This is a genomic window from Brevibacillus sp. NL20B1 (assembly GCF_018195675.1).
Lineage (GTDB): Bacteria > Bacillota > Bacilli > Brevibacillales > Brevibacillaceae > Brevibacillus > Brevibacillus aydinogluensis.
In genome coordinates this window covers 12653-34321 of the sequence record NZ_JAGTPT010000027.1, presented here as the reverse complement: position 1 = coordinate 34321, position 21669 = coordinate 12653, and the positions used below count along the sequence as shown (strand labels likewise).

General features: G+C 45.7%; 26 protein-coding genes. 8 read left to right on the top strand and 18 right to left on the bottom strand.

The features are described 5' to 3' along the window. The first annotated feature begins 51 nt into the window (after positions 1-51). The gene (locus KDN35_RS16545; RefSeq protein WP_212133311.1) at positions 52-261 is read left to right on the top strand and encodes a hypothetical protein; all 210 of its coding nucleotides are present in this window, start codon (positions 52-54) and stop codon (positions 259-261) included. A gap of 492 nt (positions 262-753) precedes the next feature. Here the strand turns inward: KDN35_RS16545 and KDN35_RS16540 are convergent, their stop codons facing one another. Next, entirely contained in the window at positions 754-1077 is a 324-nt protein-coding gene (locus KDN35_RS16540; RefSeq protein ID WP_212133310.1) for a hypothetical protein, read from the bottom strand. Between the two features lie 455 nt (positions 1078-1532). Between KDN35_RS16540 and KDN35_RS16535 the strand changes: the two genes are divergently transcribed. Continuing rightward, positions 1533-1703 (top strand): hypothetical protein, encoded by a 171-nt coding sequence (locus tag KDN35_RS16535; protein ID WP_171564520.1) that lies wholly within the window; start codon positions 1533-1535, stop codon positions 1701-1703. A 70-nt stretch (positions 1704-1773) separates the two neighbouring features. Beyond that, entirely contained in the window at positions 1774-2133 is a 360-nt protein-coding gene (locus KDN35_RS20275; RefSeq protein WP_171564519.1) for an SH3 domain-containing protein, read from the top strand. On the opposite strand, the gene KDN35_RS16525 is transcribed toward KDN35_RS20275, so the two are convergent. The 3 genes from KDN35_RS16525 to KDN35_RS16515 form a co-directional block, all read right to left on the bottom strand. Then, a complete protein-coding gene (locus KDN35_RS16525) occupies positions 2114-2428 on the bottom strand; it encodes a hypothetical protein (protein ID WP_212133329.1) in 315 nt (104 codons plus the stop codon). The genes KDN35_RS20275 and KDN35_RS16525 overlap by 20 nt on opposite strands. Positions 2429-2676: 248 nt before the next feature. Further along, a complete protein-coding gene (locus tag KDN35_RS16520; protein WP_171564518.1) occupies positions 2677-3027 on the bottom strand; it encodes a darcynin family protein in 351 nt (116 codons plus the stop codon). A 260-nt stretch (positions 3028-3287) separates the two neighbouring features. Then, positions 3288-3746 (bottom strand): GNAT family N-acetyltransferase, encoded by a 459-nt coding sequence (locus KDN35_RS16515; protein ID WP_249179163.1) that lies wholly within the window; start codon positions 3744-3746, stop codon positions 3288-3290. Between the two features lie 222 nt (positions 3747-3968). On the opposite strand from KDN35_RS16515, the gene KDN35_RS16510 reads away from it, so the two are divergent. Beyond that, a complete protein-coding gene (locus KDN35_RS16510; RefSeq protein ID WP_171567009.1) occupies positions 3969-4439 on the top strand; it encodes a hypothetical protein in 471 nt (156 codons plus the stop codon). A gap of 28 nt (positions 4440-4467) precedes the next feature. Here the strand turns inward: KDN35_RS16510 and KDN35_RS16505 are convergent, their stop codons facing one another. Beyond that, positions 4468-5325: an AraC family transcriptional regulator gene (locus KDN35_RS16505; RefSeq protein WP_212133308.1), complete on the bottom strand. Its 858-nt coding sequence runs from the start codon at positions 5323-5325 to the stop codon at positions 4468-4470. Positions 5326-5731: 406 nt separating this feature from the next. Here KDN35_RS16505 and KDN35_RS16500 point away from each other — a divergent pair, with 406 nt between their 5' ends. Next, positions 5732-7342, top strand: a complete 1611-nt coding sequence (locus tag KDN35_RS16500) for a multicopper oxidase family protein (protein ID WP_171567005.1) — start codon at positions 5732-5734, stop codon at positions 7340-7342. A 75-nt stretch (positions 7343-7417) separates the two neighbouring features. Here the strand turns inward: KDN35_RS16500 and KDN35_RS16495 are convergent, their stop codons facing one another. From KDN35_RS16495 to KDN35_RS16460, 8 genes are all read right to left on the bottom strand, one after another. Continuing rightward, positions 7418-8755, bottom strand: coding sequence for a HAMP domain-containing sensor histidine kinase (locus KDN35_RS16495; protein ID WP_212133307.1), 1338 nt, complete (start codon positions 8753-8755; stop codon positions 7418-7420). Between the two features lie 3 nt (positions 8756-8758). Further along, positions 8759-9448: a response regulator transcription factor gene (locus tag KDN35_RS16490; RefSeq protein ID WP_212133306.1), complete on the bottom strand. Its 690-nt coding sequence runs from the start codon at positions 9446-9448 to the stop codon at positions 8759-8761. Positions 9449-9616: 168 nt separating this feature from the next. Next, complete coding sequence (locus KDN35_RS16485; RefSeq protein ID WP_212133305.1) at positions 9617-10939, bottom strand: MFS transporter; 1323 nt, start codon at positions 10937-10939, stop codon at positions 9617-9619. Positions 10940-11146: 207 nt separating this feature from the next. After that, entirely contained in the window at positions 11147-11470 is a 324-nt protein-coding gene (locus KDN35_RS16480; RefSeq protein ID WP_249179168.1) for an LCP family protein, read from the bottom strand. Positions 11471-11562: 92 nt separating this feature from the next. Beyond that, positions 11563-11871 (bottom strand): LCP family glycopolymer transferase, encoded by a 309-nt coding sequence (locus tag KDN35_RS16475; protein WP_212133304.1) that lies wholly within the window; start codon positions 11869-11871, stop codon positions 11563-11565. Positions 11872-11894: 23 nt separating this feature from the next. Next, complete coding sequence (locus KDN35_RS16470; RefSeq protein WP_249179166.1) at positions 11895-12563, bottom strand: SGNH/GDSL hydrolase family protein; 669 nt, start codon at positions 12561-12563, stop codon at positions 11895-11897. A 78-nt stretch (positions 12564-12641) separates the two neighbouring features. Beyond that, on the bottom strand, positions 12642-13790 hold the full coding sequence (locus KDN35_RS16465; RefSeq protein ID WP_212133303.1) for an acyltransferase family protein: 1149 nt from the start codon (positions 13788-13790) through the stop codon (positions 12642-12644). 411 nt (positions 13791-14201) lie between these two features. Beyond that, positions 14202-15086 (bottom strand): LysR family transcriptional regulator, encoded by an 885-nt coding sequence (locus KDN35_RS16460; protein ID WP_212133302.1) that lies wholly within the window; start codon positions 15084-15086, stop codon positions 14202-14204. A 138-nt stretch (positions 15087-15224) separates the two neighbouring features. Here KDN35_RS16460 and KDN35_RS16455 point away from each other — a divergent pair, with 138 nt between their 5' ends. Beyond that, entirely contained in the window at positions 15225-15764 is a 540-nt protein-coding gene (locus tag KDN35_RS16455) for a flavodoxin family protein (protein WP_171566995.1), read from the top strand. A gap of 63 nt (positions 15765-15827) precedes the next feature. Here the strand turns inward: KDN35_RS16455 and KDN35_RS16450 are convergent, their stop codons facing one another. Next, entirely contained in the window at positions 15828-16709 is an 882-nt protein-coding gene (locus KDN35_RS16450; protein WP_171566993.1) for a LysR family transcriptional regulator, read from the bottom strand. Positions 16710-16837: 128 nt separating this feature from the next. On the opposite strand from KDN35_RS16450, the gene KDN35_RS16445 reads away from it, so the two are divergent. Together KDN35_RS16445 and KDN35_RS16440 are read left to right on the top strand one after the other, a co-directional pair. Further along, complete coding sequence (locus KDN35_RS16445; RefSeq protein WP_212133301.1) at positions 16838-17896, top strand: ornithine cyclodeaminase family protein; 1059 nt, start codon at positions 16838-16840, stop codon at positions 17894-17896. Between the two features lie 15 nt (positions 17897-17911). Beyond that, positions 17912-19045 carry an aminotransferase gene (locus KDN35_RS16440; RefSeq protein WP_171566990.1) on the top strand — a complete coding sequence of 378 codons (1134 nt, stop codon included), beginning with the start codon at positions 17912-17914 and terminating at the stop codon, positions 19043-19045. A 278-nt stretch (positions 19046-19323) separates the two neighbouring features. Here the strand turns inward: KDN35_RS16440 and KDN35_RS16435 are convergent, their stop codons facing one another. From KDN35_RS16435 to KDN35_RS16420, 4 genes are all read right to left on the bottom strand, one after another. Next, positions 19324-19584, bottom strand: coding sequence for a metal-sensitive transcriptional regulator (locus tag KDN35_RS16435; protein WP_171566988.1), 261 nt, complete (start codon positions 19582-19584; stop codon positions 19324-19326). A gap of 70 nt (positions 19585-19654) precedes the next feature. After that, a complete protein-coding gene (locus KDN35_RS16430) occupies positions 19655-20134 on the bottom strand; it encodes a DsrE/DsrF/DrsH-like family protein (RefSeq protein ID WP_171566986.1) in 480 nt (159 codons plus the stop codon). Positions 20135-20240: 106 nt separating this feature from the next. After that, positions 20241-20465, bottom strand: a complete 225-nt coding sequence (locus tag KDN35_RS16425) for a sulfurtransferase TusA family protein (protein WP_212133300.1) — start codon at positions 20463-20465, stop codon at positions 20241-20243. Between the two features lie 20 nt (positions 20466-20485). Further along, entirely contained in the window at positions 20486-21625 is a 1140-nt protein-coding gene (locus tag KDN35_RS16420; protein ID WP_212133299.1) for an MBL fold metallo-hydrolase, read from the bottom strand. Positions 21626-21669 lie beyond the last annotated feature (44 nt).

Here is a 21669-nt window from a genome sequence, read left to right as displayed (position 1 = left end):
TATCAATAGACGCAATTTTTTGTATATTGTGCAACAAGGAGGTTTTCGCTAATGGGCATGATCATCGTGAGTATATTTTTTCTGGGCTGGCTCGTGATAACTGGCTATATTGCGATAAATCCTGTTGGTTATTGGGAACTATTCGGAAAATGGCAGGCGAACCGTTATCCTTCCAAACAATACTTTTTTATGCTGAGGGTCTTCGGAATTATTGGTTTTCTCCTGCCATTTCTGTACATTATTAGTCAAATTTTCGATTAACGAAGACGATGGCACAACAAAAGAAGACGCCAGAACATACCCATAGCAGGTGTGAATCTGACGCCTTCCGTATCCGGGTATCAGGCTTTGGGATAGTCAACTGCGAAACATTTCGGGATTTTTGACTCTAATGGATATGACCTCTCCGCAGTTCAAACAAAACGTATATACTTTGGGAGAGCCAAACGACATTTTTTTGTCAATGGGCTTTATCGGCATGAAATCATCGCCTTCTGCGAACTCCGAACCATTGCAATTCGGGCATTTTCTTTGCTCAGTCAAGACACATCAACTCCAAATAAGAATTACAGGAGACGTGAACAACTCACTTTCCCAATCATCCGCATTGGCAATCTTTCCCTGACAAAAATAGTACCACGGTTTTGCCATACTCCGCCAGTGAGGCAGACTTGGCTTTTCCTTGTTTCGGATTCATCGAGACTTCTTCATAGAGGGAGTTGGCATCCATTAGCAACACGCCAGAACAAAAAATCACAAATGTTTTCTTTTGGCTTTTGCTTTTATTTTGCCAAAAGCCCATATTAATGGATTTAGATAGGAGAGTATTAATGATGTTCCGCCTAACAATACTGCAATGGAAGCTGTTATTAAATCAGCGGAACTTCCCGCAGCGTTAACACCATAAAAAAGTATAATGTAGGACCATGTACCGACTAACGAAAAGATGATTAATAACAATATTTCAATTGGTGTAGGTATGACTTTTTTCTTTCCCTTACCAACTAACAATAAACAAGGAAGGAGAATAAATAGAGTTACTGGAAGACCGATACATATATACACAGCTACCACCACAAAATAACCTACCTCCTTTTATCACAAGGCACTTATCATTCCACATTAGATACCTAGGTGAATTTTTGCCAGTCGAACTTCTCCATGCCCTCAACTCTTTCATCATGAGTTATGTTGTACCTAGTTGTACAATTACACCTGACATTTAGTATAATTTGGATAATTCCCTATTGAAAGGATGAATTCATGCTGTTATATATAACTGTCGTGGCAATCATTTTTTCGTTACATTTATCTTTACGATTAAGCAAGTTGTCCACCATCCAAACCGATCCAATATCCTGGCAGTAATGACCGCATTGTTGGGAGCATATTTGATTATGTTGATGATCGAGGAAGTGAGCTGACTGGCATTAACCCTCAGGGAATCGAGACAAAACAGAAAATGAACATAATACATATTTTACGTCTTATAAAATACCAGTAAGTCTATAAACCTTGGAGGATTGACCTTGATGGAAAATGAATTTTTTGTCGGGTGGGGAACTCTGTCACTCATCAATGCTGGACTGGCTCAAGCAAAAAACCGCAGTGGTCTGAACTGGTTCTTCCTTTCATTATTTCTTGGGCCAATTGCGACACTCATTATTGTTGTTTCAGATAAGCTGCCTGACAATCAACATTGATCAAAACAAGCGTTGAAGTAAATGGTCGTGGTACTATCTGAGACAAAATTCTTGATATGGAGGTCTCCTAATGTCAAACCCAATCCAGGGCACTGTCATAAAACGTCATGTGACCAGTTATCCCACCCCCATAGTTTGTAACGCAGGGGATATACTTCAAATCATCAAAGAAGATGAACAATGGACCGGATGGGTCTGGTGCAGGAATGAAAGCGGACTGGAAGGATGGGTGCCCAAACGTTATTTGCAGGTAAATGGGAACCTTGGAACCGTACAACACGAATACAACTCGTATGAACTTACTGTGCACATTGGGGAAGACGTAACGATCACGTGTGAAGAGAGCGGATGGTTTCTCTGTATCAATGCAGATAACCAGGTTGGTTGGGTGCCTTGTGAATGTATTCAGATCAATGCCGGCACGCACTGAGCATGGTGGTATTCGCGGTAGTGCTCTGGCCGGATGGATTGCTGGATGCATTGCTAGCAACCACTGCGGGATCATGGTTCGTTGTGATATCGACACTGCCCCCCATTGAAAGCTCTATTCCCGTGCTTGCCCCCGCTTCACCGTTGAAAAAAATTGCCCCGTTTTCCGGGGCAACCAGACTGAAGACAAACTGTACTTTTTCATTGAGGTTCCGCAAGGAAACGATCTTTCCATAGTTGTCAGGCCGAAAGGCCTGCACATTGATCAACCGAAGGTGGAGATAAAGTACGGGCATGGAGTGATGGGCCAAGCGAGCTCCTTTGACGACCTGCTCAGCGGAAAAACGAAAGACGCGGGGAAAACAGGGGGCACAAGTCTCACTTCATCGAAATACCCAGATGTTTGCCCCCTGCCCGCGTCGCGTTTTGGAGCGGACGCGATCCGCTTCTTTGCTGGTCGTCAAGAGAGCGAGCGGGACCTATCACCCATGCGCCATGGACTTTGTCTACACACTGATTGCCCCGTTTTCCGGGGCAACGTGTACTACTCTTCAGGTAATTTCAATACCTCAGTTTCAAATTGCTGGTAAGCACTCTGGATGCCAATGATCACATCCTTTATTTTGAAGTACCCTTGAGAATAGGCAACCGTATCCCTGATTTCTTCCCACATATAGTGGTATTGTTTCATGTCCTTGGTCTCACAGATTACAAAATCCGTATATCTGCCGCCTAATGCATCCGCATCAAAGAATTTTACTTTCACATGGTCTTGATACTTACCAATAATGTGGTACAGATCTTTTGCCAATTCTCTTCTTTTTTCACGCGGCAAGGCCAACCAGGATGGATAAAATTCAAGCAGTACAACAATTCCGTAGTTGAAGTCGCTCATATAATCCCCCAGAGAAAATTTGTCATTTGATAAGAGTTCGACCAGGCGTGTATATTTGCCTGCGCATGTATACAAAAAATGTTTGTGATGGTGAGTGTGTGCCTATCGCCTAGTCGCGATACATTAAATAAGCTAGGTGTTATATTCGTATGCGTAAATTATTGGAGTTGTCCATTATTATTGGGTTAGGATTTTTTACTGGTCTCTTGTTTGGCGGAGGAAGCAACATTTTGTTTGCGTTTTAGCAATCCCCCCCTGCGTTAATCCTGTCCTTTCACGTAATCACTTACTTTACATAGCCATACCATGTGGTGACGATCTTTTCCCCAGTAATCTCTTGCGATGAAATAAGGCTCGCCAAATTTCCGTAACCATTTTGATTGAGCCTGCTTGTAGCCGCTATCCAAACAAAACTGTTTAACTCCTGATTCATAAAGAACCTTCATTATCGAATGGATCAGAGCTGACCCTACGCCCTTGCCTTGAAATTCGGGCAAGACGTAAAGGCTGCCCATGGCAACAAGAAAGAAAGTTCCCGATTTGGCATTTACCAGTGAAGATGTGAGCAGATTCTTTTTAGACTCAATCTCATATTCAATATCACTGGTTAAATGTCCAAGGCCGTCTTTCTCAAAGGCATCCGTAATCGATGCTTCAAATACAGCATAAGCTGATGTTATATCTTCCCTGGTCGGTTTGGTAATGAGTAAGTCATTCATCATCTATTTGTCCTTTCATGCGGGGAATCTTGAATCATTCGCCTTTCCTTTCGCCAATACCGAGGATCTGCATCCCCTTCTTTTTCCTTATATGTTGATGATGGTATTCAATCATACCAATGTCAAGCGTCCGTAGAGCGGCCGAATCGATGGCCCCATAAAGTAAACCCGATCAAACTCGCAGGCGCAGACCGCGGGAATTTTTTCGAGGGGGGAAATGAATTGGATAAGGTCAACCGATTTTACGTACTCGCTGGTGCCTTGTTAATTCTCATCGTCGGCTTTTCTATTCTTTTCAACTATTCCCATACCTGGTCTTACCTTTTTCAAGGCTCCAGCCAGCATTGGGAGGCGCAATTTGTTGTGAGACCTTCTGAAGATGGGAACGAAGTGATCTACGAAGGAACAATCAAGCCGCTAACCTCCATGAATGTCACCCAACTTACCTATAAGACAGACGTGGTAACAAGCCAACCTGGGGGTACGCTGGTTTCCCCACTTATCGAGGAAGGTAAACCGCTTCAATTATTTGTCACAAGTCCGGGGCGTGACTCCATACAGTTTCGAGCGGGGATGAATGCAGAAGAGATAGCCAGCATATTTTTCCGGGACTTGGTCTATGAAATCACCTGGAATGATGAAACGGGGCAGCATACCGAAAAAATCGTCTTGAAGTTGGTGCCGCCTTCGTGATCCGGTTCCAACCGTAATTTTTCTCGTTTTATTTAACGGCAAGCCAGATTTCGTTCCGGGAATGAAGACTATGGAGATCTGGACTAATATAGGCCTCTATCGTCGGCAGTTCAGCGGGCACATACCCGTTAGAAGGGAGCCATTCCGAATAAATTCGTTTGTAGGCATTCACTAATGCGGTTGGGATAGGCCCCTCTATCTCAAACACAATCCATTTCGCTGCAGGGAATTCAAAGCTCAGAAATTCAGCCGGCACATCCCCCGCATGTTCTGCGGCGATCCAGTAATCAACCGTGTTTTTCTTGGCGTTATAATTGTCGTTCATTCCGATCAACCCTTTGATCTCGCCATTAAGCAGTTGAATTAACTTGTCGACCGTTCCGTTTGCATTCATTTCACCCCAAAATTCCGAAATCCCCGGCCCTTCCGCATTCGCGCCACAAGGGCATTCGCGTTTTACACCTACAACTTGAAAAGCCTCTCTGTTAACGATACGGTACTTCATCGGTTCTGCTCCTTTCAACGTCACCTGTATCGACAGGCGGTTGTACGATTGAATGTTTCCGATTCCTTTTCTGGCTTCACTTGGAGTAACACCATGCTGTTTCCGGAAGGCTTTGGTGAAAGCCTCGGGAGTTTCATAGCCGTATTTGCAGGCAAGGTCGATGATTTTGATCCCTGTGCTGATTAACTCTTGCGCCGCCAGCGTTAACCGCCGTCGTCGAATATAATCACCGACTGTAATGTCAGTCAGGATCAAAAACGTACGTTGAAAATGAAAAGCAGAAAGATTCGCTTGTCTGGAAATCTCCTCGATCGTCAGCGGCTTAAGCAAATGTTCTTCCATATAATCAATCGCTTTCTGCAATGACTCGACCAGTGCCATCCAGCTCAACTCCCTGAGATAAAGTGTACTGATTACGGGAAAGCAAATCCTGTCTTTATATGCTCTGTGTGGACAGTCATGTAAGACGTCAACACATTTGAAACTTGATTATGGAATTCATTTTTCAAAATTCGACAAACAACAGCACCCCCCGTTGGATTTCCCGGGGGAATATATGAATGTATATCGTCAACTGTTGAATCTTAAAGTGACGCAGAACATGACTTCTGCGTCACTTTAGCTATGATCGGAAAAACACCACGCTTTTCCTCCAGAATACTCCCCTATTGAATAATGAGGACCCGCTTCGTCCATATTGCAACTATGCTCAGACACCATCCTTCTCCATTTTTTCTTCACAATCGCATGTTAATCTTCCCCTAGAAAAAGAAAAGGAGGATTATCCATGACCAATAACATACCCAAAGAGAAGCGAATTGCGCTTCCGGTTATTTTATCCGGCGCATTGGTGCTGTCTGCTTGTTCCAATAATACCCTCAATCATACAGAAGGCCATGACATGTCCACAACGGGCTCTCATGAACAACAGAAGCATATGTCAGCCTCAGCAGATCCCAAATTTGAAGTTCTGACTGGAAATACATTTACGCTGACAGCAAAAGAAAGCATGCTCATGCTAGACAACAATACCATGAAAACGGCGTGGACTTTTAATGGAACAGTGCCTGGACCACAGCTGCGGGTGAAACAAGGGGAAACGATTCAGGTCAAATTGAATAACGAACTGCCAGAACCCGTAACGATCCACTGGCACGGCCTACCTGTTCCGAACCATATGGATGGGATTCCTGGTGTAACACAAAATGCTGTAAAACCTGGCGAGAGCTTTACGTATCAGTTTACAGTGGATGTCCCCGGCACTTACTGGTATCACTCCCATCAGGATAGTGTCAACCAGGTTGATAAAGGATTGTACGGGTCCATTGTAGTCGAACCAAAAGAATCCCGACCGGTTGACCATGATTACACGATTGTCCTCGATGAATGGATGGAAGATGACAGCATGGCTGAGATGCACAACTCCACCCACTCGAATGCGGACATGAGCAAGATGAACCACGGACACATGAACCATGGAACTGACACGAACAACACCATGATGGACATGAGTAAGATGAGCGATGCTGAGATGATGCCGCTGATGTACACGATCTTTTCGGCGAACGGTAGGACTGGCGCTGCTATCAAACCCGTGTCCGTAAAAGAGGGTGACAAAGTGAGAATCCGCCTGATCAACGCAGGGTACCTCTCCCACAAATTGCACTTGCCTGGTCATCAGTTTAGGATCGTCTCAACAGATGGCCAACCGATACACAACCCGCCTGTTATAAACGAACAGCTGCTGAACATCGCACCCGGGGAGCGATACGATATCGAGTTTGTCGCCAATCATCCTGGCAAATGGCTGTTGGACGAACACAGTACATTTCCGGGGGCAAAATCACTGGCAATTCCAATCGTCTATGAAGGATTTGAGCACGCTTCTCCGCAATCGGATCATGCAGGAGAGATGCCGCTTGTAGATATCACAAAATACGGGGAAGCCGCCAAAAGCATCTTCTCACTGGATGACAAATATGATTGGCAGTACACGCTGGAATTGGGAACAGATATGAAAAACGGAACCTTCACCATTAATGGTAAAGCGTTCCCAGACACTCCCCCGCTTGATGTTAAGGAAGGAGATCTGGTGAAAGTCAAATTGGTAAACAAATCTCCGGAAGACATTCACCCGATGCATCTGCATGGTCACTTCTTCCAGGTATTGAGTAAAAATGGCAAACCTGTTTCGGGCTCTCCTTTGATAAAAGATACGCTTAACATTCTGCCTGGTGAGGAATACGTCGTTGCCTTCAAGGCTGATAATCCGGGGCACTGGATGTTCCACTGCCATGACCTCGGCCACGCTTCCAAGGGAATGGTAACCGAAGTGAAGTACGATGGTTTCAAACCTGATTTTACTGTCGATCCAACCGTAAACAACAAGCCAGAATAACAGAATGACCAGGATTAAACGGACATGCAAAAAGGGCAGGAACAAGCGTTTCCGCCCTTTTCCCGTACATCCATGTCAAGAGAAGCTTTCTGACGCAGGTAATGTTATCGTAACGGTCGTACCCTTTCCCACTTCACTCTCGATGGAGATTTCTCCTTGATGTGCCTCCACAATCCCTTTCACGATTGTCAATCCGAGTCCGGTACCCCCTTTCTCCCGATTGCGCGATCGATCTCCACGATAAAACCGTTCGAACACGTAAGGCAAATCCTCTGGTGAAATACCGGCACCGTTGTCGATGACTTTCACCTCAACCTTTCGTTCTTTTTTTACAACGGAAATGATGACTTCCCCGCTCTCCGGAGTATGTTTTAGTGCATTCGTAAGCAAGTTGGAAAAAACTTGCGCCAGTCTTTGTTTATCCCCCAGAATCCAGACATCGTTGTCCAGCCGAACTGTTAATCGTATTCCTTTTTGCTGAAAAGATGGATTCATCGAATCTGCAATGTTTTCCACGACCTGGTTCAGGTTGATAACATCAAGGGAGATGCTCAGCGCACCTGCTTCCGCCTGAATGACTTGGTCCAAATCGCTTACGATTCGGATCAGCCTCACCACATCGGAACGGGCAGCCTCCAAATGTTCCGGAGTTGCTTTCCATATCCCGTCGATCATCCCTTCCGTCTGGGCAAGCAGCGTATTCAATGGAGTTCGCAGCTCATGTGCAATATCTGACGTAAGCCGTTTTCGCAATTCCTCCTGCTTTTGCAGATTGTGAACCAGATTGTTAAACGTTTGAACCAAATCATACAATTCGTCCTTTCCTTTGGGGAGGGGAACTCTTACAGACAAATCTCCTTTCGTTACAGCGAGAGCCGCACGACTCATATTGACAATTGGTCTGGACATCCATTTTGCGATGAAAATACTGATCGTACACACAATGACCAATAAAGCAAGCATCGTCCACTGCAGGGCATTTGTATGGGCTGTCTGAAAGTGTTCCTCCAAGGAAATGCTGTCCGTGTTGTCATGCTCGATACCTAGGTACCCAATCGGTGTACCACGCACCAGAACAGGGATCATGTCATCCTGAAGTTTGGTATGAGCAGTCGTTGTGTTCCCAAACGTTCGGATCAGCTGCTTTTCCTGGTCATATACCGTGATCTTCAACTTCAGCAGCTGTGACGCGGTATCTAATTTCAAAAACGTGCGTTCGTTCCACTCGTGTCCTTGTTGATATTCTTCCCTTAGCATGGCCAGAAGATCTGCTTGGTGTTTTCGATGAACATCGCTTATGTAATAGAAAAAATGAAGATCCATTTCTTTAATGGAAAGGATGGTTGAAATCAGAATGCCGCTAGCGCTAACAGCCATAAAGGCCAGCGCCAGCTTCATCCAAATGCTTTTCATAGGTTAGCCCCCACTCTGTGCGGGATTGTCGAGTCGATACCCTAATCCGTATACGGTTTTTATGTAGACTGGCTGTCTCGGGTCATTCTCAATCTTGTGACGCAAGTTCTTTATGTGTGTGTCAATGGTTCGGTCGCTTCCCGCGAAATCCAATCCCAACACTTCTTCCACCAATTCTTCCCGGGTCCAAGTGCGTCCTGGATATCGGAGCAGCGTGGTCAACAAGCGATACTCACTCGGTGTCAATTCAACCGGCTTTCCCTTCAACGTTACACGCTTTTCCCAAAGCGATACATGCAAGTCCCCCAATTCCACCTGATCGCGCAACACCTGGTAATCGCCCATCCGACGTAATATTGCCCGGACTCTGGCCACCAACTCACGTGGACTAAACGGCTTTACCAGATAATCATCGGCCCCTATCTCCAATCCCGCAATTCGGTCGGACTCACCGCTTTTGGCTGTCAGTATCAGGATCGGTACCCGGGACGTCTTGCGTATCTCCCGGCACACATCTTCTCCGCCTATATCCGGCAGCATCAGATCAAGGACAATCAAATCGGCTGCATCGGCAAGTTCCAAGGCATCCCTGCCATTTTCCGCCGTCATGACGTGATAGCCTTCCTTGGTCAGATACGATGACAAGATCTCCAGAATTTGCGGTTCGTCATCCACGATAAGAATCGTTGACACGTGTATCACCTCCTAACAGTCGGAAGAACGGACGTCAAATCGTTGGGGAATCTGCATTCGTATGCCAGACCACAGTTTCCCCTGACCCATCCGTTTTTGTTAAGCCTATCATAGAAGCAAACTGTGTAAAAATTATGGAGCCCCGTAAAAAAAAGAACAAGCAGGCTTCTATTGACCAGAGCCTGCTGAAGTACTTTCTGTTACCGTGGATTTTCGACCGCTGCGTGACCAAATCACGACCGGAATGAGAAGCAGCGAGAGGAATCCCCCGGCAAGTGAAAGTGTTGCATAACTGGAATGTGCTACAACCATACCTGAAAGTGCTCCACCCGAAGCCCCTGATAGTGCAATGAATACGTCAATGGCTCCTTGCGTTTTTGCACGCGTAGCCAGATCCGTTGAATCTACGATGAGAGCTGTTCCGCTAATTAATCCAAAGTTCCAACCAAGCCCCAGCAAAGCCAGCGCGATGATTATTCCTGTCAAAGAGTCAGCTGGTGCTACTGCTGCGACAAGGCCAGCAGCAAGTAAAGTACCACTGGAAGCATACGTCATGACTGTGCGGCCAATCTTGTCAACAAGAATGCCTGTCACGAGAGATGGGAGGTACATCGAACCAATATGAATACCAATAACCAATCCGACATCCCCCAAATCATGACCATGGTGATCCATGTGAATGGGAGTCATTGTCATGATTGCGATCATTACGATTTGGGTTAAGATCATTACGGCAGCGCCGACGATGATTCCACGGTTGTTTCTTGACAGCGTATTTGTTTCCGCATCTAAGCCGCTGCTCTCCTCTTTCCTGGCCTCAGCAATAGCCTTCGCGACAACGAAAGGGTCAGGGCGAAGGAAACCCACAAAGGCAAGACCGGCCAAGATGTAGGCAGCCGCAGCCAGTAAAAACGGCCCAGCAAGGGCAGGAACACCGTGTGACGAAGCAAAACTGCCCATTACATCAGCCAAGTTTGGACCTGCGACAGCACCGAACGTAGTAGAAACCATTACAATGCTGACAGCTGTTGCCCGTTGGGTTGGCTTTGCCAGATCTGTTCCCGCATATCGTGCTTGCAAATTTGTGGCCGTACCGGCGCCGTAGATAAACAGCGAAGCGAACAGGAGGAATACACTATGGCTAACAGCCGCAAATACGACCCCAATTGCCCCAATACCGCCTGTGATAAATCCTGCTGCGAGCCCCAAGCGACGTCCGTAACGCTGGGAAAGACGCCCAACAAGCATTGCAGCCAACGCAGATCCAAGTGTAATCAACGCTACGGGAACACCAGCAAAACTTTCCGTGCCTAACATATCCTGAGCAAGAAGTGCTCCAACAGTGACACCTGCTGCCAGACCTGCACCACTAAAAATTTGTGCCACGAATACGATAAATAACGTTCGTTTGTATAGCCGATTCTGCATCTCTGGAGAATCTACGTAACTCCGTAAATGATTTTCTTTCATGCTTCCAGGTTCATGCTCCATCGCTCAGAACACCTTTCTTGTTAGGTTTGGTGTGTGAAGCTTAAAACATCACCATTTTTTCGGCCCATTCCACGAGGTCGACACAATCATTCATCGTGGAGATCGGGCAAGAAGTTTGGTCCTCTAATTGCCTTTATTTAAGGTACGTTCCACATGCGTACAGAATTCCATATAAGTGACCGAAATAAGGTTGTTTACAAGGAGTGGTTATTGATTTGTTCTCGCAGCAGTGCCTTTATCGCTGTCATGGATCGGAGAGTTGTTTAATTTAGAACGTTGGTCGCTTCTCACATTCATTTCTCTTTGAAGTGCAGTGCGAACGGCAAGGAGTTTCTCCCTGTCCAAATATCCATCCTTCCAATAGGCACCGTTGTCCAGAAAGACCAGGTTGGAAGGTGAAATATCTTTCAGGCCCATAACAAAACCCATTATTTGCGCCTTCGACAAGTCGGTCTGGAGATGTTCACCAGCCACTTCCAGCAGTTTGAATAACTTGGTCAGTTCGCCAAGAGAAACCAACTTTTCAGTCATTGCTTTCATCACCTCTTGCTGACGGCGGCTGCGGTCAAAGTCGCTCGAATAATATGTGACACCTCGACTGTCTTGACGGTGACGAACATAGTCTAATACCTGATCGCCGGCACCTGCACCCCGGGGTTAAGATCAAAATGTGTGCCATCGGTTGGGTCGTTGTAGTACAACTTGCGGTCTACATTTACTTCAACACCAACCAGCTCGTCAATCACTGATCGGAAGCCTTCAAAGTCAATGCTGATGTAATGCTCGATGGGAATTCCAAGCACGCCAGCAAGTGTCTTTTTGACGAGCGTTTCACCTGTTTCTGTTGGTACCTGTCCGTTTCGTTCAGCCTTGCGCCGGGCAATTTCATCTTTTACGTAATCCGCTGGTTGAATTACTCCTCCCCTGACCACTCCGAATATATAGCGCTTATGTCCTACTTTTCTTGTAAGGCTTCAATCAGAAGGGAAGCATAATACTTGCTGCCGTCCGGCTTTAGATGTACCCCGTCTTCGTAGAAGTAATTTCCCTTCCCTTCACTGGCTGCGTACCAGTCTACTACTTTCGTATTGCTGAATTCACTGGCGACTTCCTTGATCGTCGGATTAACCTGATTTTGCCATTTTTTCGGAACTCGCGTTGTTACTAACAACACCTGTTTGGCATCAGAAAGTGACGTTAACAAATTGCGCAGGTGTTCTTTCTTGAAAGGGCCATTCGTCCCGAGTTCAATAATGATGTGGTCCCCTAATTTCCCTTGCTGTTTTAATCCATTTACAACATCCTGGGCTTGCGACATTTGTCTGCCGATCTTTCCATCTACCGTGATTTTCGGCAGCTTTTCCTTCAAGTAAGGCTCCACTCCCAGAATGACTGAATCCCCGATGACAGTGATCCCTTCCCCATTGAGTGGTTCCTCTTGCTTCGTCTCCGTCTCGATTTTCTTTGTTTCAGTCTCGCCCGAATTCTTTTCAGTGCTCTGCGGGTTGGGAGATTGTTCAAATTGTTGGCCTTGTATTTCTGCCTTTTCAGGCGTTTCCGAGGTCTGTGCTCGGAGAACCGGAAAACCAACAGCACAAATGAAGATGACGACCCCCCATATCATCCACACGTTTCTCTTCATTTTTCCATTTCATCCTTTCATTTTGAAATTCATTCCCTTGTTACGAATTCACGCCTTTACTCAGAGGAGTCGTCCTAATCTGCCAAACGTTTTGTCAGTGTAACGCTTGCGAACGAGATTACGAACATTTCCCCGGCGAATCGGCTCTTCGACATACTTGTATGATAGAGCTGCCAGAGCTACACTCATGATCAATTGCAACAAAATGTGTGTGAAACCAGGCTTCTCGGTGTTGACTGTCGGACTCGACAGAACAATGACCGGATAATGCCATATATAGAGACTATAGGAACGTTCCCCAATCCAGGTCAGGGGTCGGCACGCCAAGATTTTCCCCAGTCGGCTGGCCGGATGTGCCAATACTGCAATGACACCTGCGGTGACAAAAGACACAATAAGAAAACCGACCTGATACAGCCAATCATCGTATTCATTTACTGCATTGATCATGACGAGTAAAACAATTAGCCCCAGCACTCCTTTTACATCTAGCAACGTTCGAGCAGTAGGGGAAATCCTGTCATTCAACTTCCAGCTCGGCCAGACGATTGCCAATGCTGCTCCAATCAGGATAGCGAATGCACGGGTGTCCGTCCCGTAGTACACTCGACTTGGGTCCGTTCCCGGCTCATACATGAGTGCCATTGCACTGGCGGATAGGGAGGCCAATAAAAGAATCAGCAGCATTAGTTTTCCTCGTCGCGGCACTAGTTTTATGCCGATCAAGAAAAGAATTGGCCAAACGAGGTAAAACTGTTCCTCAATGGAAAGCGAACACAGATGTCCAATTGGAGAAGCTGGACCAAAACTCTCAAAATAGGAAACGTCATGAAATATGAGGTACCAATTGTTCATGTAAAAAAGTGAGGAGAGAAAATCACCCTGCAGTGCCCGCAGTCTGGAGAAATCGGTCATACTCAGCCATGAAGCCACCGCCAGAAGCATGCAAATCATCGCAGGCAACAATCTGCGTATTCTTCTTATCCAGAAATTCCAGATAGAAACCGTATTGTTTGTTTTATACTCCAATATGATCTGATCCGTAATAAGGTAGCCGGATAGTACAAAGAACATCTCTACTCCCAGCAGCCCACCTTGCATCGACTCCCAATCAAGGTGGTAACCAATCACAGCCAGGACAGAAATTGCTCGCAAGCCGTCTAAACCAGGCATATAGCGTTTCAACGGTTGGTTATGTTCCCTGTTCATGTTGGTTCAATCCTTGTCCGTTTATTGGCTTATTCTCAGCAAGAATATAGCTCCTGGATGTCACGAAGGTTTGATAAAGATGCAAACAAGATGTCAACGAATAGTTGTATCCACTCATTTTCCGGGCGAGTAAAGGTTTTTCCGTAAACAAACGTCTGCTCTCCCGGTAATCATAAGAATCGGAATGTTATATTCTGCGGTTCCCTTCTTGCAAATATCCAGACAGCAACACTAATGTAACGATTTAAATGAGCGGAATCAATTTCATTTCGGTTACAACGAGTGGAGAATTCAGTATCGTTGAGTTTCCGACTGAATGAGCATGAACTTAAAACAGTTTTCCGAAAAAAAAGAGTGCCCATATCTGGACACTCTCAAAAAGGTTAATCATGTTGCTCTTCCCGCAAGCATTTACACTGACAAGAGCATCTTGCGAGTAACATGTATAAATTCAGTTAAAGGTGGTGTCATCCATTTATCTTTATGCCAAGCAATTTGAGTATAAAGCGGAGGTGTGCAAGGCTTCCACGGCAATTCCCTCATTCGCCCTGCTTCAATGTCTTTTTTCACGACCATTTCAGGCAGCAGTGCCACTCCTAATCCTGCAATCACACATTGTTTAATGGCCTCGATACTGGCAAATTCAATTTTATGTAATGAATAAATTCCAAGGGATTTTAGAGATTCTTCAAACATGTTTCGATAAGAACATCCGGCTTCTGTGAGTAAAAGCGTTTCATGCTTCAGATCGTCGATTGAAAAATTGGCTTTCGATTGGTTTGGCGCGGCGACTAACAATAACTCTTCTTTGACAAGTCGCTCTACCTTTAACGATCCTTCAGGTTTCCACGCATCCATAAAAAAAGCAACATCCAATAATCCTTCCATCAGCTGTTTTCTCGCTATTTCATCAGAATGGGCAGGTTTAAATACCAGCTTTACCTTCGGAAATGCACTCTTGAACTCTTTCAGAATCAGCGGTAATCGATACGTACACTGACTCTCCTGAGCTCCTATTGTTAACGTGCCGCTGATTTCTTCTTCTCCATTCGCTGCTGTTACTGCTTCTTGGCTTAATGCAATGATTTTGTCCGCATATGTTTTAAAGGTACGTCCCGCTTCAGTTAAAATCAGTCGTTTGCCCAAACGCTCAAACAAGGGTTTGCCAATCTCATCTTCAAGGGCTTTGATTTGAGCCGTAACACTTGATTGAGCAAAATTCAACAATTTCGCAGTTTGGGTAAAGTTCAGGTTTTCGGCAGCATGTTTAAATGTAATCAATTGTTTAATTTCCATTATGCAACCTCTTTAAAATCGTTATTTTCGATTTATCCAATCAAGATAATCGTCTGTATCGATTTCGATGCTTAGTATAAGATAGGAATATCCCGAGAACAATATGCAGATGATCCCCAGGAAAAGGAGTTAATCCATATGACAATTGCGGTTATTTATGGTGGAACCCGTCCAAACGGGAACACAGAAACGTTAACGAAGTTAGCCATCCAAGGTATAGATGCAGAAGAAATCTATTTAAAGGATTATGTCATTAAACCGATTATCGATATGCGGCATGCAGAGGAAGGTTTTCCGGATGTTCAAGATGATTATAATTCCATCATGAAACGTATCCTGCCGCATGATATCCTGATTTTTTCCACACCAATCTATTGGTATAGCATGACGGGAACGATGAAGAACTTTATTGATCGATGGTCACAAACATTACGAGACCCGAATTTTCCTGATTTCAAATCAAAAATGGCAGCCAAAAAAGCATATGTCATCGCGGTGGGGGGAGATAACCCATACATCACAGGGTTGCCGATGATTCAGCAGTTTCAACATATCTTTGACTTTGTAGGGACAACCTTCGAAGGATATGTTATTGGAAAAGGAAACAGACCAGGTGATATTTTACAGGACCTGAATGCACTGTCTGCAGCGGAACAGCTAAGAAAGAAATTGCAATAAAAGACAGGAGGTTGCGGCTACTGCCATGCAACCTCCTGTATATTTTTCGGGTACCTATTCCGCTTACAAGGATTCTTCAGCTGCTTCGTCCCACCCTTCCATTACCAGTTCGACAAATGCCTGAATGGTAATTTCATCAGAACGATCCCTGCGTGTAATTAAGAAGGTATCCAACGTCTGCGTAAAGCGATGCAGAGGGATGAGTTCTCCCTTTCGTATTTCCTCGTGTATTAAATCACCACTGATTATGCCAACACCTGTCCCTTTTAAAATTGCTTGCTTAATTGCTTCTTCACTGTCACTTTCAATGACAGCCATCGGCGTGGGGATCTCTTCCATACAACGATCAAACAGCCAATCAAGATAAGAAAATTTTTTAAAGAATAAGGGATACGTTTGTAGAATGGCAGAAAGGTCACTATTTTGGTGGAGGTCTTTTCTGATGACCAATAACAGCTCTTCTTCATCAAGCGAAACGAACTCCAGATCTTCATTCTTATTTTTTCCGGTAATAATCCCCACATCCGCTTCACGAGCGGTGATCATTTGAATGACGTCTACACTGTTACAAGAGACCAGTTTTAACTTTACTTGCGGATGAAGTTTCACAAAGGTATGGATAAGCATCGTCAAAAAATGAGTCCAATAGTATTCTGGCGCAGCGATAACCAACGTGCCGTAGGGATCATGCAATCGGTTTAACGCTTTGTTCATTTCCTCTACACAATCCATGATCCTGTCTACATGCTGCTTCAATACTTTTCCAGCCGGAGTCAAATAGGTTTTCTTCCCAACCCGATGAAATAAGGGGTGACCGATCTCCTGTTCCAGATTTCGTATATGCATTGTGATCGTCGGCTGCGTATATCCAAGAATCTCGGCTGCTTTCGTCTGATTAAGATGGGTAGCAACTACCTGGAAGGTTTTCAATGTACGAAGTTCCATATTTCCCCTTCCCCTTATCCATACCTAAAAATTTGTAATCGTAACCATAACATACATCAATTGTTCTTTGATTTAGACTCTATGGTAAATTATGACCAACAAGATTTCAATGCAGAGGAGGAGCAGGGTTGTTTTCATTTCGAGTCATTGATCCACCAAATGTAGAGAAACTATTGGATATGAAACAGGTAATCGAATTGGTTGAGCGTGCGTATTTGTTAAAGGCACAAAAAGAGGCAGCGGTATTCCCGCTGATGTTCCATGAATTTTCTCCAGGAAAAGCTGACATGGACATCAAATCAGGACATCTGGTGGGTGCTGATATTTTCGGATTAAAGCTCGTGTCATGGTTTGGGGATAATCCTGCCAAACAGCTGCCTCCCCTCGTTGGTTTCGTGCTGGTGCTCGACAGCAGAACAGGCGTCCCCATCGGGATGATGGGAGGAGAAGCAATCACGTTAATGCGGACAGGAGCAGCAGGAGGGATTGGCGCCAAGTATCTTGCACGAAAAGAGTCTGAGCATTTATTGATCGTCGGAACAGGTCACTTGGCTCCTTATCTGATTATGTCCACGCTGATGCTCATGGATCATATCAAAAAGGTGACAGTTTACAATCATCATTCATTGGAGAAAGCAAGATCATTTTGCTCTACGATATCAGCAATATTAAAAGAAAAGTTCCTGGCTCCGTATCGGGACAATCCGGTGTTATTTGAGAGATACGCTTCTCGCATCGAACAAGTAGAATTTGCGGCAACTGACCAGATTCAGAAGGCAACAGGAGAAGCAGACATTATTATTACCGCAACTCCTTCGCGACAACCGATCATTCAAAAAGAATGGGTTCGGCCGGGAACACACTTCTCTTGCATTGGGGCAGATCTGGAGGGAAAACAGGAAATCGACGAGCGAATTTTCGCTTCTGCACGAGTATTCGTCGATGATGTTGACCAGGCTGTCCAGGTAGGAGAAACAGAGATACCGATCAAAACAGGAGTCATAGAACGAGATAACATTGTTGCGGAAATAGGCAGTGTGATGCTTGGTACAACTGCTGGCCGTCTTTCAGATGACGACATTACGATCTTTGACAGCACAGGGATCGCCCTGCAAGACTTGATCACGGCTGATTATATTTTAAAACAAGCGGAAGCAAAAGGCATCGGTATCGTCGCGAACCTGTAAGGGAGGATATGAACCATGAAAATGAAGGCTTTCCTGGTAGAAGAATGGATGAATGCCCATGAAAAGAACGCAACCATTAATATGGCGGAAACATGTGTGGACTCCCTCACGTTGAAGGAACTTATTACGATAGATGGTACAAATCCTGATGAATTTTTTCGCTCCCTCTATCCGCTGAAGCTAACCTATGGTCATATTGAGGGTTCTCCCGAGTTCAGGCAGCTGGTTGCGAACTTGTACGAAACCATTGAGCCTCATCAAGTTCTCGTCATGAATGGGGCAAGCGGCGCCAACTTTTTAGTGTATTACTCTCTTATCGAACCTGGCGATCACGTTATTGCGGTGCATCCGACCTATCAGCAGCTTTATGAAGTTCCTCGATCATTTGGAGCGACAGTAGACCTTTTGGAGCTGCGCCCTGAACATCATTTTCTCCCCGATCTTGACGAGCTGAAGTCTCTGATTCGACCGAACACGAAAATGATTTGTATTAATAATCCGAATAACCCAACTGGTGCCTTAATGGAACGGGATATCCTGGAACAAATTGTGGAGATTGCACGATCGTGTGGAGCTTATGTACTTTGTGATGAAGTCTATCAGGACTTACTCCAGGATGCTGAGGCCGACGTTCCTTCAATTGCTGATCTATATGAGAAGGGAATCAGCACGTCCAGTGTTTCAAAAGTACTCTCGCTTGCAGGTCTCCGTTTTGGTTGGATTGCCGCTCCTCAAGACGTCATTGCGGAATGTATGAAGCACCGGGACTACACAACGATCAGCTGCGGGATGTTGGACGATGTACTGGCTGTCCATGCCCTGAAGAACTACGACAAGATTGTAAGCAGAAGTCGAAAAATTTTGCGGGACAACCTTGCCCTCCTGGATGAATGGGTGAAACACGAACAATCCTTTTCCTATGTCAAACCGCGCGCGGGAACGACAGCGATGTTGAAATATGATTTTCCAGTCCCTTCTGTGACGTTTTGTACAGATCTGCTTGCTCATACTGGTGCCTTTTTGACACCTGGTGCGTGCTTTGATATGGAAGGACATGTTCGTATTGGTTATGCTTGCAGTACAGACGTTCTGCAAGCTGGACTTGAACAGGTCTCACAGTATGTACGGAAAATGAAGTTGTATCGATGAAGGAACGGAGTCATCCACAGCAGACGCTAAGCGTTCAGAATAGTCACAAAGTAATCTCATCGTTCTGAGCATGCAATACAGGGACATGCCTGCTGAATATACTGGGCATGCTCTCATTTGTCGTCAACGTCATAAGGAACGAGGCGGGTTTGTCGGACATCGCAACAACGCCTTCGACAAGCCCGCCGATTCCTGACGTTCAGGCCGAACGTTCCAAAGGCGAGCTGCAGCAGCTTTTGTCCCTCTCTGTCTAGGACCACCTGCGCAGGTTACTTCCCCTACCTGCTTTTGATCAATAATGCAACAGCTTCCTGAACCAATTTGCTGGTATCGTTGCCAGCCTCCTTCTCTTCCAAGATGCACCGTTCAAGATTGACCGCCACGATGTAAGCAATGGCCTTGTCAACCGCGTTGCGGACAGCCGAAAGCTGACTTACCACATCCTTGCAGGTTTTCTCTTCCTCCATCATTTTCAGCACCCCGCGGACTTGTCCTTCCACGCGGCGCAGCCTTCTTTTCACATCCTCGTCATATTTCATCGGTACGGAATCTCCCCCTATTCACTATACGTGTATAGGTATATTATACCCTATATCCGGGGAACCAGGCTTAGATAAACAAGTTCACCTTCGCTTCTGCAGCATCCCCCAAATAGGTTGCAACACCGGCATAATCGATCCCGTCGATCAGTTCTTCTTTTGCGAGTCCCAGCAAATCCATGGTCATCGTGCACGCGACCAGCTTGACTCCCTGTTCCCGGGCAAGCTCTATCAATTGCGGCAGGCTCAATGCATTGTGCTTCTTCATGACATGTTTGATCAATCTCGGACCGATTCCGGCAAAATTCATTTTGGAAAGTCCCAGTTTATTCGCTCCGCGCGGCATCATTTTGCCAAACATTTTCTCGAGAAACCCTTTCCTAACCGAAACAGGCTGATCTTTGCGAAGCGTATTCAACCCCCAGAAGGTGAAAAAGATCGTCACTTCATGACCATATGCAGCCGCTCCGTTCGCGATGATAAAGGCGGCGATCGCCTTGTCCAGATCACCGCTGAACAGGATAATGGTGGTTTTTTCTTTTTGGCTCATACAATCACCCCTTACATATACGAGTATGGGTATATTTTTTGCGAGTAAAATCAGTCATACTTGGCGCATGACCTTGAATCGACTGCAATGGAATCTTCCGCACATCCTATTTTTTCTTCACGATAAAGATAAACACACCGTTGTCTTCTGTTGCTTCGATCAATTCATGGTTGGACTGTCTGATCCACGCTGAGAAGTCGTTCATGGAGCCTTTGTCGGTTGTGCGCACCTCCATGATTTGACCTGACTGCAGCGTATCGATGGCTTTCTTTGCTTTCACAATCGGCAGCGGGCAAGCCAGGCCCTTTGCGTCGACAAATACGTCCGCCATGCGTAGTCCTCCTCCTTTTTTTAACCGTGATGGTGTACTGCGCAGCGATTGGGACCGATTTCCAGCTCAATTGCCCTTTCCTGATCGACCTGCAGTTCGCCCCGGTTGATGGCCACGATTTCCTCAAAATTGGGGGGCTTCTCCATGGAAGCTGCGCTGGCCACTTGTTCCGTAAACGATGCTTTGTCTACGTTGCGCATAATCTCGTTATTTTCGCGAATCTTGCCAAGCAGCTCCCCGACAACGCCGCGGTCGTTGATTTCCTGAATATCGGCGTAATGCGCCGGCAAAACCAGGCAATCATCCGGGAGATCTTTCAGCTTGAAAAACACAGTGTGATACAAATCCTCAGCCCATTCTTTCGCCTTGCCCCCGAGATCGGGTCTTCCCAAACCGCCGACAAAGATGGTATCCCCGGACAGCAAAAACCGGTTGTCGATGAGGAAAGAGGTGGAACCCGGCGTATGGCCCGGCGTGGGGATCGACAACACTTCCACATGAACATCGCCGACCTTGATCCGGTCGTAACGATCCAGCGGTTCAAACTTCAAATTCGTCCCCTTCGCCTCTTCGGAAGAAATGTAATATGTCGCGCCGACTTGTTTGGCAAGCCGCGGACCGCCGGTGATATGATCGGCATGCATGTGGGAATCCACCACATGTTCGATCTCAAATTGGTGTGTTTTGGCCAGTTCGATGTACACATCAATCTCTTTGTTCGGATCGATGATCATGCCTTTTCCATCGGAAATAACCGCATAAGACAGACAGCCTTTCGCCAACCTGTTGATTTGAATCAATTTCAACTGATCGTCCATATATACGATGGTGGGATGGTAAAACTGGCTCCAGGCAAGCATCCCGCCTTGTAACGAGCAGGTATTGTATCCTTTTTCCATCAACATTTCCGCTACATAATGGGATGCTCCGCCTTTTGCGCAAACAATGACGATTTCCGCATCCTTCGGCAGTCCCGCATACACCTGCACATCCTCCTCCAGAAAGTGGAAATACGGAATGTTCATGGTTCTCAGATTCTTGCCTTCAATTTTCCAATCGTTGTAATCCGTTTCATTCCTCACGTCGAGAATCACGAGATCTTCACCGGAACTCATTTTGCGATGAAGCTCTTCCGCCGTAATCGATCGAACTTGTTCCATTCGTAATCTCCTTTCCTGTTAGAAGTTCAATGTTACTTGGACGA

What these genes read in the sequence shown, in the direction of transcription:
- KDN35_RS16435 (WP_171566988.1), bottom strand. Translation starts at nt 19,584, where the DNA reads ATGAAATATGACGAGGATGTGAAAAGAAGGCTGCGCCGCGTGGAAGGA.
- KDN35_RS16420 (WP_212133299.1), bottom strand. Translation starts at nt 21,625, where the DNA reads ATGGAACAAGTTCGATCGATTACGGCGGAAGAGCTTCATCGCAAAATG.
- KDN35_RS16425 (WP_212133300.1), bottom strand. Translation starts at nt 20,465, where the DNA reads ATGGCGGACGTATTTGTCGACGCAAAGGGCCTGGCTTGCCCGCTGCCG.
- KDN35_RS16440 (WP_171566990.1), top strand. Translation starts at nt 17,912, where the DNA reads ATGAAAATGAAGGCTTTCCTGGTAGAAGAATGGATGAATGCCCATGAA.
- KDN35_RS16495 (WP_212133307.1), bottom strand. Translation starts at nt 8,755, where the DNA reads ATGAAAAGCATTTGGATGAAGCTGGCGCTGGCCTTTATGGCTGTTAGC.
- KDN35_RS16450 (WP_171566993.1), bottom strand. Translation starts at nt 16,709, where the DNA reads ATGGAACTTCGTACATTGAAAACCTTCCAGGTAGTTGCTACCCATCTT.
- KDN35_RS16515 (WP_249179163.1), bottom strand. Translation starts at nt 3,746, where the DNA reads ATGAATGACTTACTCATTACCAAACCGACCAGGGAAGATATAACATCA.
- KDN35_RS20275 (WP_171564519.1), top strand. Translation starts at nt 1,774, where the DNA reads ATGTCAAACCCAATCCAGGGCACTGTCATAAAACGTCATGTGACCAGT.
- KDN35_RS16535 (WP_171564520.1), top strand. Translation starts at nt 1,533, where the DNA reads ATGGAAAATGAATTTTTTGTCGGGTGGGGAACTCTGTCACTCATCAAT.
- KDN35_RS16465 (WP_212133303.1), bottom strand. Translation starts at nt 13,790, where the DNA reads ATGAACAGGGAACATAACCAACCGTTGAAACGCTATATGCCTGGTTTA.
- KDN35_RS16430 (WP_171566986.1), bottom strand. Translation starts at nt 20,134, where the DNA reads ATGAGCCAAAAAGAAAAAACCACCATTATCCTGTTCAGCGGTGATCTG.
- KDN35_RS16525 (WP_212133329.1), bottom strand. Translation starts at nt 2,428, where the DNA reads ATGCCCGTACTTTATCTCCACCTTCGGTTGATCAATGTGCAGGCCTTT.
- KDN35_RS16480 (WP_249179168.1), bottom strand. Translation starts at nt 11,470, where the DNA reads ATGACTGAAAAGTTGGTTTCTCTTGGCGAACTGACCAAGTTATTCAAA.
- KDN35_RS16545 (WP_212133311.1), top strand. Translation starts at nt 52, where the DNA reads ATGGGCATGATCATCGTGAGTATATTTTTTCTGGGCTGGCTCGTGATA.
- KDN35_RS16500 (WP_171567005.1), top strand. Translation starts at nt 5,732, where the DNA reads ATGACCAATAACATACCCAAAGAGAAGCGAATTGCGCTTCCGGTTATT.
- KDN35_RS16455 (WP_171566995.1), top strand. Translation starts at nt 15,225, where the DNA reads ATGACAATTGCGGTTATTTATGGTGGAACCCGTCCAAACGGGAACACA.
- KDN35_RS16505 (WP_212133308.1), bottom strand. Translation starts at nt 5,325, where the DNA reads ATGGCACTGGTCGAGTCATTGCAGAAAGCGATTGATTATATGGAAGAA.
- KDN35_RS16485 (WP_212133305.1), bottom strand. Translation starts at nt 10,939, where the DNA reads ATGGAGCATGAACCTGGAAGCATGAAAGAAAATCATTTACGGAGTTAC.
- KDN35_RS16520 (WP_171564518.1), bottom strand. Translation starts at nt 3,027, where the DNA reads ATGAGCGACTTCAACTACGGAATTGTTGTACTGCTTGAATTTTATCCA.
- KDN35_RS16460 (WP_212133302.1), bottom strand. Translation starts at nt 15,086, where the DNA reads ATGGAAATTAAACAATTGATTACATTTAAACATGCTGCCGAAAACCTG.
- KDN35_RS16470 (WP_249179166.1), bottom strand. Translation starts at nt 12,563, where the DNA reads ATGATATGGGGGGTCGTCATCTTCATTTGTGCTGTTGGTTTTCCGGTT.